Genomic DNA, 16482 nt, shown 5'->3' with positions numbered 1-16482 from the left:
GTTAATAATAACAAATACAATTGAATCGAAAAAAAGCCCCCCAAAAGCTAAACACCAACACATCTGACACTTAAGTAGAAATGTGAGCGTTTGTAATTTCTTAATGAGAGTGATGATAACATTAAGAATGGATGGCTAATTTATAAAGAATTCAAATACGATGAGCCTTTGCCAGAACTTCAATAAATAGAAACTGAGCTGCATAGCATGAGTCCTAAAACAGGATTAACAAATGAGCCCGTTATTTTTAACAAACCACCCATTCATTTAACAAATCGCTCCTAACTTAGTAATCAAATATCATACTAATAACTTCAATTTGAAGTAATTTTGCTTTCATCGAATCGAATGGAAAAACTAAACCAACAATGAAAAAATTCAGATACTACTTTAACGGCCTGATACTACTATTTCTTTTTATTTCGTGTCAATCAGTGAACAAAAAACCAAGGGAAATCATCCGATTTACAACAGACTGGAAATTCACACTTTCGGATAATCAAATCTATAAAAGCCCCGATTACATTGACAACCAGTGGCGGTCTCTAAACTTACCTCACGACTGGAGTATTGAAGGTGAATTTAGCGAAGATAATCCGGCAACTCCCGGAGGTGGAGCACTGCCAGGAGGAATAGCCTGGTACCGAAAAACATTTGATGCAGATGCTGCCGATAGCACTAAAAAGTTTTATATCGATTTCGATGGCGTGTACATGAACAGCGAAGTTTATTTGAACGGAAACCTGCTAGGCAAACGCCCGAATGGCTATATTTCGTTTCGATATGATTTGACGCCCTTCCTTAATTTTGGCACAAAAAACACCTTGGCAGTTCGGGTTGACAATAGCGAACAGCCCAATTCACGGTGGTATTCGGGTTCCGGAATCTATCGAAATGTATGGTTGGTCAAAACCAATGCCATTCATGTTGCTCAATGGGGAACCTATATTACAACCCCAGCTGTAACAAAAACCGAGGCTACCATAAATATCGAAACGACCCTAGAAAACAAGAGCAAATCCGACGCCTCCATCATTCTTATTACCCGAATTATTGATCAGCATAACAAAGAGGTTCTTCGGGAATCACGAGAGATCGAAATTCATGCAGGAGATACAAACCAGCATATCCAAAAGCTAGACATTAAAAATCCCAACCTTTGGTCAACGGAGGAACCATATCTGTATAAAGCAATTTCCGAAATTACGCAAGATGGAATACTGATCGACCAGTATGAAACAAACTTCGGAATCCGCTCTTTTGAGTTCACTGCCGACAAAGGTTTTTTCCTGAATGGAAAACCGACAAAGATACTGGGAGTCTGCAATCATCACGACTTAGGTTGTTTGGGAACTGCAGTAAACAAACGAGCGCTGGAACGTCAATTGGAAATACTCAAAAAGATGGGCTGCAATGCTATCCGCACCTCGCACAATCCGCCTGCTCCTGAACTTTTGCAATTGTGCGATCAAATGGGCTTCATCGTTCAGGATGAAACATTTGACATGTGGCGAAAAAAGAAATCTCCTTACGATTATGCTCGCTATTTTCCGGATTGGCACGAAAGAGACCTGACAGACCACATCAAACGAGACCGGAACCACGCCTCCGTCTTTATGTGGAGCATTGGTAACGAAGTGTTGGAACAATGGACAGATGCGAATGCCGACACCTTGGATTTGAAAGCGGCAAACCTACTTCTCAACTTTAAACGAGATTCCAGTGCATTGGCGCAAAGTGGGAACGAATTAAGTGTGAACTCTCTGCTTACGCAAAAATTAGCCCGCATAGTTCGAAATCTCGATCCTACACGGCCAGTTACAACGGGCAATAATGAACCTGATCCAAACAATCATATTTATAAAGCAAACACGTTGGATTTGATTGGCTACAATTATCATGATCAGTGGTTCGACGATGTCTCAAAAAACTTTCCCGGCAAGCCTTTCATCGTCACAGAGAGTACTTCGGGATTAATGACTCGCGGCTATTACCGGATGCCGAGCGATAGCATGTTTATCTGGCCTGTTCGCTGGGACATTCCCTTCCACGACGAATCGCAGGCCTGTTCCTCCTACGACAACTGCCATGTTCCCTGGGGAACCACCCACGAAAAAAGCTGGAAAATAGTCAGAGACCGCGACTTTATTTCAGGGCTTTTTGTTTGGACCGGGTTTGATTACCTGGGAGAACCAACGCCCTATTGGTGGCCGTCGCGCAGTTCGTACTTCGGCATTATCGACTTAGCGGGTTTTCCAAAGGATGTTTACTACATGTACCAAAGCGAATGGACCGATAAAGATGTGTTGCACATTTTGCCACACTGGAATTGGGAAGAAGGTCAAAACGTCGATATCTGGGCTTACACCAATGCCGAAGAGGTTGAACTATTTATGAATGGAAAATCATTAGGAACAAAACAAAAAAGCGCAGAGAACCTTCATCTGATGTGGCGGGTTCCTTTTGAATCGGGCACGCTCAAGGCAGTCTCCCGCACAAACGGTCATGTTGTGTTGGAAACAGAAGTTAGAACAGCCGGGGAACCCGCTAAAATCAAACTAACTGCTGATCGTTCACAAATAAAAGCAGATGAATACGACCTCTCTTTCGTAACTGTCGAAGTTCTCGACAAGGATGGAAATTTAGTTCCCAATGCGGATAATCTGGTTCATTTTGAATTGGAAGGGAATGCAACACTTGCAGGTGTTGACAACGGTGACCAAACAAGCCATTTATCGTTTAAAGGCTCCCAAATGAATGCTTTCCACGGCAAATGCCTGGCAGTTATTCAGGCGAGCGAACATGCTGAGACCATTTCTTTAATTGCTAAATCGGAGGGATTAATCTCTTCATCAATACAAATTCAACTAATTAAGTAAGCTTTTGCAGCTTACAAATCATACGGATTAAACAAACTCATTAAAATGAAGAAGATCTTATTTTTTTTGATGCTGGCTGTCGTTAGCCAGATAGTGCCTGCACAACAGCAAACAGATGCTGCAACAGAACGTAAAATTGACAAAATCATAAAGCAGTTGACTTTAAAAGAAAAAGTCAGCATGTGTCATGCTCAATCTAAATTTAGCTCTCCCGGGGTTCCACGATTGGGAATTCCAGAAATCTGGATGTCAGACGGGCCTCACGGGGTTCGTGGCGAAATCAATTGGGACAACTGGGGCTATGCCGGATGGACAAACGATTCGATTACCGCCTTCCCTGCCCTAACCGCTTTGGCAGCCAGTTTCAACCCGGAGTTGGCTTACGAATACGGATTTGCACTGGGCGAAGAAGCTCGCTACCGTAAAAAGGAAATCCTTCTCGGACCTGGGGTAAACATTTATCGCACGCCAATGAATGGTCGGAATTTTGAGTACATGGGCGAAGATCCTTACCTGGCTTCCACAATTGTTGTTCCATACATCAAAGGTGTTCAAGAAAACGGAGTAGCTGCCTGCGTAAAGCATTATGCATTAAACAATCAGGAAAAATGGCGTGGTCATATCAATGTGAATGTTGACGACCGGACACTGCATGAGATTTACCTGCCTGCCTTTAAAGCGGCCGTTCAAGAAGGTGAAGTGTGGGCATTAATGGGAGCCTACAACAAGTACAATGGACAGCACGCCACAACGAATAAGGTTTTAATGAATGACATTTTAAAAGGTGACTGGGGTTTTGACGGTGTTGTGGTTAGCGATTGGGGAAGCGCCCACGACACCGATGAATCGGCACTGAACGGACTTGATATTGAAATGGGTAGCTGGACCAACGGATTAACTGCATCACGCGACTTTGCCTACGATGAATATTACCTGGCCAATGCCTTTTACAATAAATTGAAAAGCGGTGAAATTGACGAATCGGTTGTCGATGATAAAGTTCGTCGCATCCTTAGGCTGATGTTCCGGACCAACATGAACCCTGAGCGTCCAATGGGCCGAATGAATAATAAGGAGCACCATGATGTAGCCCGCAAAGTAGCGGCAGAAGGAATTGTACTGCTAAAGAACGAGGAAAGCTTCTTCCCGATCGATCCGGAGAAGAAAATTACCATTGCCGTGATTGGAGAAAATGCCACCAAGCAAATGACTATCGGAGGAGGTTCGTCAGAACTGAAAGCACAGTACGAAATTTCACCATTAAAAGGCATCCAAAATCGTTTTACAAACGCCACAATTCTGCATTCCATGGGATATGCCTCCGGCCCGTCAACCTACGGACGAGTAGTTCCATCAACATTGGATCAGGACAGTCTGCACCAAGCTGCCGTGGAAACTGCGAGGAAAGCTGACGTCGTATTATTTATTGGTGGGTTAAACAAAAACCATCATCAGGATTGCGAGGGTGGAGACCGCCTGTCGTTTAACCTGCCTTACAACCAGAATGAATTACTACTAGACTTAACAGAAGCAAACCCAAACACTGGAGTAATTTTGGTAAGTGGCAATGCCGTTGCCATGCCCTGGCTGAAAGACATTAAAGGATTGATGCAAGCCTGGTATTTGGGCAGTGATGCCGGTTATGCGCTGGCGGATGTAATTAGTGGAGAGGCAAACCCATCCGGCAAGTTGCCATTCAGTTTTCCCGCTAAATTGAAAGACAATGCGGCACATCATTTTGGAGAACTATCCTACCCCGGAGATAGCATTAATCAATATTACAAAGAAGGAATTTTGGTAGGTTACCGCTGGCACGACACAAAAAATATAAAACCTCTATTTCCTTTTGGCTACGGATTGTCTTATACAACGTTTGAATACAGCGATTTGACAACCGACCAGAAATCCTACATGCAAACGGACAAGATCACGCTTACATTCAGTTTAAAAAATACAGGAAACACAAGTGGAGCTGAAGTTGCTCAGCTATATGTATCCGATCCTAAAAGCTCGGTCATGCGTCCAGCAAAAGAGCTCAAAGGGTTCAAAAAAGTATTTCTGCAAGCTGGCGAGTCTACAAAAGTATCAATCACAGTTCCGGTGAATAGCTTCGCCTTTTATTCCGAAGAAGAACAAAATTGGGTGGTCGAACCTGGAAAATTCAACCTGTTAGTCAACAGTTCATCTGCCGACAACCAGTTATCTCAAACAATTACCGTAAACCAATAAATATTGAATGATGCACCAACAACTTTTCAGACAAACTTTAAAAATAACGGCAATGCTGATTTTCTTAACCGGAAGTTGGCAATCCAATGCACAGATGCCTTATGCCAGTGGAGCTTCCAACCAGTATTTACTGAACCAGCCCATTGACATTAGTGAGGATTTCATGAATTTTACCAACACGTATTTTGTTGCTGACCAGCTGAACTCATTCGATCCGCAAACAGGATCAGGCCAAGTAACCTGGAAACGTCATGTCTATCAAACTCGTCAGGCTTTCAACAATATGCTGGCTTTTTTACAACCTGTCGATGGCAATGAGTTTCCCGGGGTTGAATATGAAGCGGATCCAACACTCCCATTCAGTATTGAGTTTGTTTCACCCAAAGCATTCCGCATTCAAATGAAGACAGGTAAAGAATTAAACGAAGACGAACCGTCGTTGATGCTGGTTGATGGCTTTGCTCCAAAAGACGATTCATGGGAGTATTCGAAAATGGAAGGTGGTCACCAGTATAAAAGTGAATTTGGGGCGGTTATTATTCGTGAGAATCCCTGGCATCTTGAAATTTACGATGCTGATGGGAAACTGCTGACCAAAACGCTAAACCGGGAAGACAACAATGTAACCTACACCCCCATCATGCCCTTCTCGTATGTTCGCCGTTCTTCTGATTATTCCAGAAGCATGTCAGCAACTTTTAGTCTTTCGCCCGGAGAAAAAATATTTGGTTGTGGCGAATCATTTAAAGGACTAAACAAGCGCGGACAAAAAGTGGTTTTGTGGACCGATGATGCTAACGGCGTACAAAACGAAAGCATGTACAAACCCATTCCGTTTTTTATGAGTAGCCGCGGATATGGTATGTTTATGCACACGTCAACCCCAATCACCTGCGATTTTGGGAAATATTACAACGCCGCCACCAACCTGATGATCGGCGACGAAAAACTGGATCTGTTTGTGTTCTTGGGAGAACCAAAAGATATTTTAGATGAATATACGAACCTCACCGGGAAACCCAGTATGCCTCCACTTTGGTCGTTTGGATTGTGGATGAGCCGGATTACCTATTTCTCGGAAGAAGACGGCCGACAAGTAGCCAATCAACTGCGCGAAAATAAAATCCCAAGCGATGTAATTCATTTCGACACCGGCTGGTTTGAAAATGATTGGCGTTGTGATTACCAATTTTCAAAATCGCGCTTTGACGACCCTGTTGATATGATTTCTGATTTAAAAGAACAGGGCTTTCAAACTTGCTTGTGGCAACTGCCCTACTTTGTTCCAAAAAATGAATTGTTTCAGGAAATTTTGGATAAAGAACTGTATGTAAAAAATGCAAAAGGCAACTTACCCTACGAAGATGCTGTTCTTGACTTCTCAAACCAGGCAACAGTTGACTGGTATCAGGAGAAAATTGCCGGTCTGCTCAAGCAGGGTGTTAGTGTAATTAAAGTTGATTTTGGCGAAGCTGCTCCTGCCAGCGGGATATACGCATCGGGAAAAACGGGCTTCTACGAGCATAACCTTTACCCTTTGCGCTACAATAAAGCGGTGGCTGAAATCACCAAGGAAGTGACGGGAGATGCAATTATCTGGGCACGTTCGACCTGGGCAGGCAGCCAGCGTTACCCACTCCACTGGGGTGGCGACGCTGCCAACACGAACACAGCCATGGCCGGAACGCTTCGCGCCGGCTTAAGCATGGGGTTGTCCGGCTTTTCGTTTTGGAGTCACGATATTGGCGGTTTTGTGCTCAAAACTCCGGAAGAACTTTATCGCCGATGGACTCCATTCGGCATGTTAACTTCTCATTCTCGCACGCACGGAGCGCCTCCAAAAGAGCCTTGGGAATATGGCAAGGATTTTCAGGATGAATTCCGAAAGAGTGTGAATTTGAAATACACCTTGATGCCATATATTATTGCTCAGGCAAAAGAATGCACTGAAAAGGGACTACCCATGATGCGGGCATTGTTTGTGGAGTACCCGGATGATGCCGGATCGTGGTTGATTGACAATGAATACCTCTTTGGCTCCGATATCCTTGTGGCACCGCTTTTTGAAGAAATTGCTCCTCGCGATGTTTATTTGCCTGACGGCGAATGGATCGATTACCAAACCGGAGAAACGTATACAAAAGGCTGGCACTCCATTACTCCGGGAGAACTACCCGTTATTATGCTCGTAAAAAAAGGGACTGTTGTTCCGCACATTAAATTAGCCCAATCAACAAAGGACATGGATTGGAGCACCGTCGAATTGAAGGTGTTTGGCAAATCAGCGGAGCGTATTCAAACTAAAGTATACTTGCCGAATGGAGATTCAATAAAAACAATAGCATTAAAACGTGATGGCGACAGCTATAAAATTGCGGAGAATCCTTACTCGAACGTCAAATTCAAAATCTCATTGGTTGAATAATTGCAATTAGAAGTGAAACGCATTTGTGCTAACACAAATGCAAAAGAGCTAACTCCATGAAGGGGTTAGCTCTTTCTATTTAGTCAAAAACTAAACTTACAATTTGGGCTCCCAACCTGGTTCGTACTCGCGATCCCAAAGTTTCATGGCATCCCGGTCGTAGATTCTTCCACTTTTAGTATCCACGTCATACGATTTTCCTATACGGTAACCGATGTTGGCATAATGAGTCAACATCTGGCTTTTGGCCCCCATATCAATTGGTGAATTCAGCAGGCTCGATTTTCCGCGAATATTATCAAAGAAGTTAACAATGTGCGCATCAGTCATATCGCCACCACCACCAAGTGCAGTTCCGGCTTCGTTGCTAGCTGATTTGCTGTCGCGGACTAGCTTTCCTCCGCGATCGAATAGTTTATAACCTCCACGATCAACGAACACAGAACCTTCGGTACCGTAAATAATTGTTCCGCGTCCCGAGCCATAAGTGTTATATCCATTACGACTTTTCCCATCCCAAACAATTACTTTATTGTCAGGAAATCGAAAACTGGCGTCCATCGTATCATACATTTCCCAACCATCATCCAGATAATGACGCTTAGCTGCTTGTACTTCCACATGCTCCGGATAATCAACCTGTAAGGCCCAACGAGCAATATCCAGTTCGTGAGTCGCATTATTACCGGTTTCGGCTGTTCCCCATTTCCAACCATACCAGTGCCAGTTATAATCCCAGGTATCATGACGATATTCTTCATGAGGAGCAGGCCCCTGCCACAAGTTCCAATCCAGCCCTTCGGGTACCGGAGCAATTTTAGGCACTGGAACTACGCCACGTGTATTCGAATAAAAAGCAACTGCACGATAAACATCGCCAATCGCACCTTCATGAATATCCTTTATAATTTCGATTGATTCGGCTGATGAGCGTTGCTGGTTTCCCATTTGCACCACCTTGCCATATTTTTGTTGAAAGGCAACAAGCAACTCTCCCTCACGCGGGCTGTGACTACATGGTTTTTCAATGTATACGTGTTTGCCAGCGTCCATCGCCATCCAGGTTCCGGGTGCATGCCAGTGGTCTGGTGTTGCATTGAAAACAGCATCTACTTTCTGATCTGCAAATACTTCACGAATATCATTAATCAGCTCTGCTTTTCCTGTTACTTCGCCGGCTAAATCTTTCGCAACTTTTTCACGCTGACTTTTCATCACATCGCAAATGTAGGCCAGATCCACATTATTGTTTTTATCTTTTATTGCGTTATAGTAGGCTCCAACACGCCGTCCGCAGCCCATAATCGCTACATTTAAACGGTCGTTTGCTCCAATAATCCGCGAATAACTTTTTGCTGACATTCCCATTGCTGATCCGCCCAATGTTATTCCTGCAGTACCTACTGCGGCTTTTCTTAAAAAATCTCTTCTACTTGTACTCATATCATTTAGTTTGTTGGTTTATTCAATTGTTGATAATATACCTTTTACATATCCCATCGACTCCGCCATTCCGACAAAAGGATTATCTCCGTCTTTTTCGAATTCAAAAGCTAACACACCATCATACCCCAGCTCAACTAAGTCATTTAAAAACTGATTGAAATTGATTACACCACGGCCTATTTCACAGGTCGATCCATCAGGGGCTGCTTTAGTGACATCTTTTATGTGAATATCAAATATCCGCTCGAAATAATTCTGAACGTCTTCAGACGGACTTCTTCCAATTCGTTTGGTGTGACCAATATCGATGCATAATCCCATTCGGGGATCCATTTCTTTAATTAGAACATAGGCACTCTCGGCACTGGGATATAGCTTATCGCCGGGACCATGATTGTGGATCGCCAATTTGATATCATATTCTTTCACTTTGCTCTCGACATAAGGAAGCAACTCGTGATCCGGAACACCAACAATGATATCCATGCCTGCTTTTTGTGCATAATCGAAAGCCTGATCAACCTCTGCCTTAGTTCGCATATAAATCACACCTCCGGCGTATAAGTCGAGACCAGCTTCTTTTGTCATTTTGATCGCTTCTGCAATCTCACTATCGCTGGCGTCTAATTTCAAATGAAAGCTTTTAAATGCAATGTAATCAGCCCCTAACTGTTTGGTAAATTCCAAGGTCGTGTCTAAGTTAAACTTTCGTAGCGAATAGGATGCAACGCCAAGTTTAAACTTCACCTCCTTTTTCTGAACAGGAACAAGGGGTTTCTGCTCAGTTTGGCAAGCACAAAAAATGCTAACCAAAACAAATCCGGCTATTAATTTCCCAATTAGTTTCATAAGCTTTAAAGCTTGCGGATTTTTATACTTCTGAAATGAACTTCATTTCCATGATCTTGCAACAGGATATGACCGGATTCCCATCCTCCAAAACCATCCCATTTTGCATATTTACTGCGGGCAACCAAGGCATAAAAGGCTTGTGTTCCCCGCTCATATTCGAGCACTTTTCTATTATTCAACCAATGCTCAACACTCGCACCAACAAAATCGGTTGTAACAAAATTGTTACCCTTCAACCATTCTTCATGGCGTGTTCCTTTTACAACTAATCTAGCCTGATTCCATTCGCCGGGCTTATGAACAATTTTATTTTTGTGGGCGGGAATTAAATCGTACAATGAACCGATTGTCCGGTTGCCATCTGTTCCTTTTTTGGCGTCGGGATGCCTTTCGTCATCCAATATTTGATATTCCAGGCCGATAGCTGACATATCGGAGCCATATTTTTCAGTGATGAAATATTTAATTCCGCTGTTTGCTCCTTCTGTTATTTTGAAATCAACTTTGAACTCGAAGGTACTGTATTCATCTAAGGTAACAATATCTCCACCATTGCCTGACTCCGCTCCATCCGCTGATTCCACAACCAATTCGCCATTTTCAACATGCCATCCTTTTTCGGGGAAAGCTTCTTTTCCAACACCACGCCAACCATTGGTTGTTTCACCATTGAACAAAAGTCTCCACCCCTGAGCGCGTTCTTGCGGCGACAGGTAATTGGGGATTAAATTAACAACAGGAATATCTGTCCACGGCCTGCGTTGCAAATTCTCCGTTTTAATTCGAACATTGCGCCATTTAATTTGCTTGCCAGCTTCTGACTCATCATGAATGCTATGGACTTGCAAGGCAATGAAACCTCTTGCTGTCTCATCATCAATCAAATCAGCACAAGGAACACCATTTACCCATGTGCGAATTGAGTTTCCAATCGCTTCAATATGATAATGATTCCATTCTCCACGGCGAAAAGCTTCCCGCCCCTTAGGATTCATTTCTAATGGATAAAGCCAACCACGGCGAGCCTCATCATAAATACCGCCACTCCAGGCTCTGGCTGAAGGATCCACTTCACACTGATAACCATGAACACGGCCATCCATATAGTTCGGATCACTTAAACTACGAAACTGAATACCCGAATTCATCTCGTTGTCAACGAGCAGATCAACTTCAAAAATAAAGTCACCATACGCTCTGTCAGTGGTTAAAAAGGAATTTGGAGTATTGGCAACTGTGGTTCCCACAATCTCGCCATCGACTACTTCGTACTTGGCTTTGCCATTAAGTTGTTTCCAGCCCGACAAATCTTTCCCGTTAAAGAGATCGTTCCATCCATCCGCTTCATTGGCAAATAAAAAAGTAGAAATAAATAAAAAAAGAAAAGAAGTTAGAATTTTCATGGTTCTATTATTCAATTAGGATTAATAATTTAAATTTGTTCGTTCTCCTAACGAAGTTATCAAATTACACATATTTAGGTATATTTGCCAGAGCCAAACTCGTTTTATAACTGTTATAAGCTCGCTATAAAACCTAAAATGAATACAAATAAAACCTTAATCGACAAATACTTACGCAAGGTCATTTCGAGTAAGCAATTCTCTAAGTCGAAAATAAGCTGCGACCTTTTAAGCTACTTGGTTAATGCTTCTTTAGAAGGAAAAAATCCGAAAGAATATACGATTGGAGTTGAATTGTTTGGCAAAAAGTATTCCGATACAGAAAAGCAAGATTCGAATATCCGGGTATATATCCACAATGTTCGAAAAAAACTGACCGAGTACTACGAAAATGAAGGAAGTAAAGATCCGGTTGTTTTTGTCGTCGAAAAGGGCAAATATAAAGTCCGTTTTGATTCTGCTAAAGATCATCGAAAACCAAAACCAAAGCCGTATTTAATCCCTTTTATTATTTCTTTGATCGCCTTAGTTGCCGTAGTTTATTTGTTGTTATCGGACACGAAACGAACCGAAAATCCTTGGAAAGACCTTCCTGTATGGCAAGAATTTGCTGAGAACGAAAAGTCCACCCTGCTGGTTTTAGGAGATTATTTTGTGTTTAATGGGCAAATCCCAACCGGAGAAAACGGAATATTTCGGGATTTCAGTATTAACTCCGAAGTTGATTACGAACATTTATTGGATAAAAATCCGGACTTAGTTAAAACGATCTCGAAGTCGAGCCTGACCTATTTATCGAAAATGGCGGTATTTTGTCAAAGCGAAATTTACAAAGTATTTGCCCAAACCGGAGCCTCGATCGATGTGAAATTATCATCTGATCTTCAACCTGATGATTTGAAAAACAATAACATTATTTTTATCGGAAATTATAAGAATATGGGCTTGTTCGAAAATCTGGTCAAGGAAATGACTTTTTCTTTTGGAGTTTCAAGTGCTTCCAATCAGTTAATTTATTCTTCTGATCCGTGTACCGAAATATTTCGACCCGAAAGTGATAACACGAAGCAGAAAGATTATGCGCTGATGATCAAAACCAAAGAGTTTTCAGGAAATCATATCTTACTATTTTTATCAGCTATGGATATTGGCAATATTTCAATTGTTAATCAGATGACGAATCCTGCATACCTGAAAGATTTCCAGAAAGAACAGCTTCAGGAAGTCGAATCAGAAGATTTTAAAGCCCTTTTCAAAGTCGATGGTATTAACAAAACTGATTTGTCTTTTGAACTCATTAAGGTCGAATAATTCTATGCAAATTGTCATACTGCTCATCTATTTTACTTTCATTATAGGGTTGGGAATTTACTCTTGGAGGAAAATAAAAAAACCGATCGATTATTTTATCGCCGGCAAGCAAACAGGCTTTTGGCAGGTTGCCGGCAGCTTGATGGCCACAATCCTTGGAGGATCAGCAATTTTGGGAACCGTAAACCTCACAAAAGATCAGGGGTGGGCTGCTGCCTGGTATATTTTGGCGGCCTCGCTGGGCTTGTGGTTATTGGTTCCGCTGGTGGGGAAAGTGAACCGAATGGGAAAGTTTACACTGACAAACCTAATCGGGCAATTTTACGGCGAAGCAGCACGAAAGACCGCTTCGGTAATTATTCCATTAGCCTGGATTGGTATTGTTGCCGCCCAAATAATCGCCTCAGCCAAAATCTTGTTTAGTTTCTTCGACCTTCCTTACGAATCAGGAGTACTGATTTCGGGTGCTGTTTTCATTTTATACACCTTGCTTGGCGGGCAGATGTCAATCATTAAAACTGATTTTTTTCAGTCGTTTATCATCTTGTTGGGAGTTATTCTAACTGCCCTGTTTTTATGGGAAACGCCGGAGCACGTTCCTGAATTCAGTAATAGTTTCCCGTTCAACGACCATTTTTCAGGAACCGACTTATTTGTATTAATCCTGACTTTTTCCAGCACGTTTGTGGTTGGACCGGATATTTATTCACGCGTATTTTGTGCCAAGAATGAAAAGACAGCTAAGAAAAGTGTGCAGTTGGTCGCCTCAATTCTGATCCCCTTTGCCTTTCTTTTGGCGTACGTCGGGGCCTTCGCATATAGTCATTTGCCAAAAGAGAATTTGGACGGTTCGGCTGCATTAATCGAAGTCATCAATTTCTATTTGCCTGAATGGATTTCCGGAATTATGGCGGCTGCACTTTTATCGGCCGTTTTATCATCAGCCGACACCACGCTGCTTACTTCATCGATGATTTTAAGCGAACTAATCACTCCGGATATTAATAACGATCGATCGCTGAAAAACACCCGCTATTTCATTATGGCTTGCGGAATAGTCAGTGTGCTTCTCGCACTGAAAGTTACATCGATAATTGGTACATTACTTTTGGCTTTGGCCTTTTACTCCGGAGCGTTTATTGTTCCGCTAATCGCCGCACTAACCAACCTGAGAGTAAATAAGCGACTTAGTATTTTAGCGATGTTGGTTGGTGGATTCGTAGCTTTGGGAGGCAAAATATGGGCCAGTTACAGTGGAGCGAATTTCGCCAACTGGCTGATTATTTTAGCGTTTATCATCAACGGGCTTATTCTTTCAATTCCGGAAAAGAAATTGAATGCCTAGTGAGCAACTCTCCAACTCCAAATTAGAACTTGAAACGTCAAACTTGCTACTCGGCGCTTAACTCAGTTCAACAATGGTAATGCCGGCTCCACCAAATTGAACATGCTCATCGCGGTACGATGCTACTACCGGATCGGCTCCCAAAAAACTACGGATCATCTCGCGTAAAATACCATTTCCTTTGCCGTGAAGTATGCGAAGCTCCCGCACATCAAGCATTATAGCTTCATCCAGAAATGCTTGAATATTGGTGATCGCCTCTTCTGCACGCTGTCCCCGAACATCAATCTCCGATTTAAATGTATTTCTCTTTTCAAATAGCTTTCGATGTACATTGGGCAATGTCCGGTTCGTTCCGCGCAATTCCTTTTTCGCCTCATTGTTGCTTACTTTTTGTAGCTTTTTGCGGCTAATGGAGGTGCGTAGCTGGCCAAATGCCACAACCGCATTTTTATCTCCCAACTCCAAAACCTCACCAATCGTACTTTGTCCGTCTATTTTCACTTTATCTCCCGGTTCCAGTTCTTCCTTCTTCTTTTTGGGAGTGGCTTTTTGCTTTTCGGGTTTCTCCGGGCGACGCTTATCACGGCGCTGTTCTTTTTCCTTTAGCTTTTGAATCTTCTTATTGATCCATTCGTCGTCCGCCTTTTCAACCTCTTCAACTTGCTCTATGTAGGTTGAAAGTTGCTTCCGGATTTCCTTCGTCTTTTCCTTTTCAGCTTGACTTTCACGAATTTCCCGAATCGTATTCTCCACCTTCTTGTTGGCTTCTGCTAAAACACGGGCAGCTTCTTCTTTGGCTTCGTCCATGATCTTCTTGCGCTGTTTCGACAAATCGCCCAAATCATGTTCATACTTTTCAGCCAGCTCATCCAGGCTGCGCTCTACCTTACGAATTCGCTGCCGTTTCGACTCCCAGTAACGTTTATCACGAACAATATCGCGCAAGTGTTTGTCGAAGTTGATATGATCCTTACCAACCTTATTCGTTGCCTCCTCCAAAATGGATTCGGGCATGCCAATCTTACGGGCTATTTCGAAAGCAAAAGAGCTACCGGGTTTCCCAATCTGTAACTGAAACAGGGGCTCCATCCGGTGATTATCATACAGCATCGCTCCGTTTTCAATGCCATCGGCTGACGAGGCAAAGTGCTTCAGGTTGGTGTAGTGCGTTGTAATCACTCCAAAAGTTCGTTCCTGATTTAACTGATCCAAAATGGCTTCCGCAATTGCCCCGCCAATCATGGGTTCAGTTCCGGTTCCGAATTCATCAATCAGCACTAGCGTTTTATCGTTGGTAAATTTCAAAAAGTGCTTCATGTTCATCAGGTGTGAACTGTAAGTACTTAAATCATTTTCAATCGACTGTTCATCACCAATATCGATAAACAGCTGATCGAAAATACCTACCCGGCTGGTTTCGTCAATCGGAATCAGTAATCCGCACTGAAGCATATACTGCAACAGTCCCACGGTCTTTAAACAAACCGATTTACCACCTGCATTTGGCCCCGAAATTAGCAAGAGGTGTTTTTCCTCGCTCAATTCAATGTTGAGTGGAGTGACTTTTCTTTTTTCCCGATCCAGCGCAATTTTCAACAGTGGGTGCACAGCTTTTTCCCAAAATAGCTGTGGTTTTCCTTCCATCGCAGGTTTGATTGCCTCCATCTGAATAGCAAGGCGCGCTTTGGCCCGTATAAAATCAATCGTCCCCAGAAAATCATACAAACCAAAAAGCTCATCCAGATAAGGACGAATATCATCGGAAAACTCGATCAATATGCGGACAACTTCACGCTTTTCGGCATACTCCAGCTCTCTAATTTCATTGTTGATTTCGACAACTTCGGAGGGTTCAACATAAGCAGTCTTTCCGGTTGCCGACTCATCGTGCACAATCCCATTCAATCGCCGTTTCATTGCCGAAGATACCGGAATTACAGGTCTTCCATCGCGAATTGAAACAGTCGTATCTTCATCAACCAAACCATCTCGTTGCGCTTGTCTTAAAATACTGTGCAGCCGTTTTGAAACATTATTTTGCTTATTGAGCAACTCACGCCTGATCCGCCCAAGCTCCGGCGAAGCCTGATCTTTGATCTTTCCATGTTGCGAAATAATCTGATCGATACGTTCTTTGATATACGGAAATACCTGAACGGGTTGCACGAGTTCTTTCAGCTTGGGATAAAGTTCTTCCTTTTGATTGCCCAAAAACCGAACGATAGCGGTAATGGTTTCCAAAGATCGTTTCAGGTCAAATAGTTCAAGCACCTCTAAAAAACGACCTTCGGTTTTTATTTTTGATAGTGACTGGCGTAAATCGAAATAATAATTGGTAGGAAAGGCATCATTCTCCTGAGTTAATTTGGCAAACTCATCAGCATAGGCCAGTTCTAACTGAATCGCTTTAAAATCAGTTAAGAATGAGACTTCATCTACACGAGCTTTTCCTAGTTCGCCTAAACAATTGCTTTTTAATAAAGCCCGAACCCGATCAAATCCAATCTTCGATTCAAAATTTTGAGGATATATTTTCACCATCATTTTTCAATTGTTCGGCAAAAATAGAAAGTTGCGGGGTGAAATAAC

9 protein-coding genes are annotated in these 16482 nt (G+C 42.7%); 5 read left to right on the top strand and 4 right to left on the bottom strand.

What is annotated here, in order from left to right:
• Positions 1–368 precede the first annotated feature (368 nt).
• From GR929_RS01760 to GR929_RS01750, 3 genes are read left to right on the top strand one after another with little or no spacing between them, the layout of a single operon-like run.
• On the top strand, positions 369–2879 hold the full coding sequence (locus GR929_RS01760; protein ID WP_159517190.1) for a glycoside hydrolase family 2 TIM barrel-domain containing protein: 2511 nt from the start codon (positions 369–371) through the stop codon (positions 2877–2879).
• 45 nt (positions 2880–2924) lie between these two features.
• Positions 2925–5108 (top strand): glycoside hydrolase family 3 C-terminal domain-containing protein, encoded by a 2184-nt coding sequence (locus GR929_RS01755; RefSeq protein WP_159517189.1) that lies wholly within the window; start codon positions 2925–2927, stop codon positions 5106–5108.
• A gap of 52 nt (positions 5109–5160) precedes the next feature.
• On the top strand, positions 5161–7533 hold the full coding sequence (locus tag GR929_RS01750) for a glycoside hydrolase family 31 protein (RefSeq protein ID WP_159517188.1): 2373 nt from the start codon (positions 5161–5163) through the stop codon (positions 7531–7533).
• 96 nt (positions 7534–7629) lie between these two features.
• Here the strand turns inward: GR929_RS01750 and GR929_RS01745 are convergent, their stop codons facing one another.
• From GR929_RS01745 to GR929_RS01735, 3 genes are read right to left on the bottom strand one after another with little or no spacing between them, the layout of a single operon-like run.
• Positions 7630–8976: a Gfo/Idh/MocA family oxidoreductase gene (locus GR929_RS01745; RefSeq protein WP_159517187.1), complete on the bottom strand. Its 1347-nt coding sequence runs from the start codon at positions 8974–8976 to the stop codon at positions 7630–7632.
• A gap of 18 nt (positions 8977–8994) precedes the next feature.
• Positions 8995–9828 (bottom strand): sugar phosphate isomerase/epimerase family protein, encoded by an 834-nt coding sequence (locus tag GR929_RS01740; RefSeq protein WP_159517186.1) that lies wholly within the window; start codon positions 9826–9828, stop codon positions 8995–8997.
• Between the two features lie 5 nt (positions 9829–9833).
• Positions 9834–11234 (bottom strand): 3-keto-disaccharide hydrolase, encoded by a 1401-nt coding sequence (locus GR929_RS01735; protein ID WP_159517185.1) that lies wholly within the window; start codon positions 11232–11234, stop codon positions 9834–9836.
• Positions 11235–11372: 138 nt separating this feature from the next.
• Between GR929_RS01735 and GR929_RS01730 the strand changes: the two genes are divergently transcribed.
• Entirely contained in the window at positions 11373–12545 is a 1173-nt protein-coding gene (locus GR929_RS01730) for a hypothetical protein (protein WP_159517184.1), read from the top strand.
• A 4-nt stretch (positions 12546–12549) separates the two neighbouring features.
• Positions 12550–13890 (top strand): sodium:solute symporter family protein, encoded by a 1341-nt coding sequence (locus tag GR929_RS01725; protein WP_159517183.1) that lies wholly within the window; start codon positions 12550–12552, stop codon positions 13888–13890.
• Between the two features lie 57 nt (positions 13891–13947).
• Here the strand turns inward: GR929_RS01725 and GR929_RS01720 are convergent, their stop codons facing one another.
• Positions 13948–16437 carry an endonuclease MutS2 gene (locus GR929_RS01720; RefSeq protein WP_235934013.1) on the bottom strand — a complete coding sequence of 830 codons (2490 nt, stop codon included), beginning with the start codon at positions 16435–16437 and terminating at the stop codon, positions 13948–13950.
• Positions 16438–16482: the final 45 nt, after the last annotated feature.

Source organism: Sunxiuqinia indica (assembly GCF_009847015.1).
GTDB lineage: Bacteria > Bacteroidota > Bacteroidia > Bacteroidales > Prolixibacteraceae > Sunxiuqinia > Sunxiuqinia indica.
Note: the sequence above shows the minus strand (reverse complement) of the source record. Positions and strands in the feature narration are given on the sequence as shown.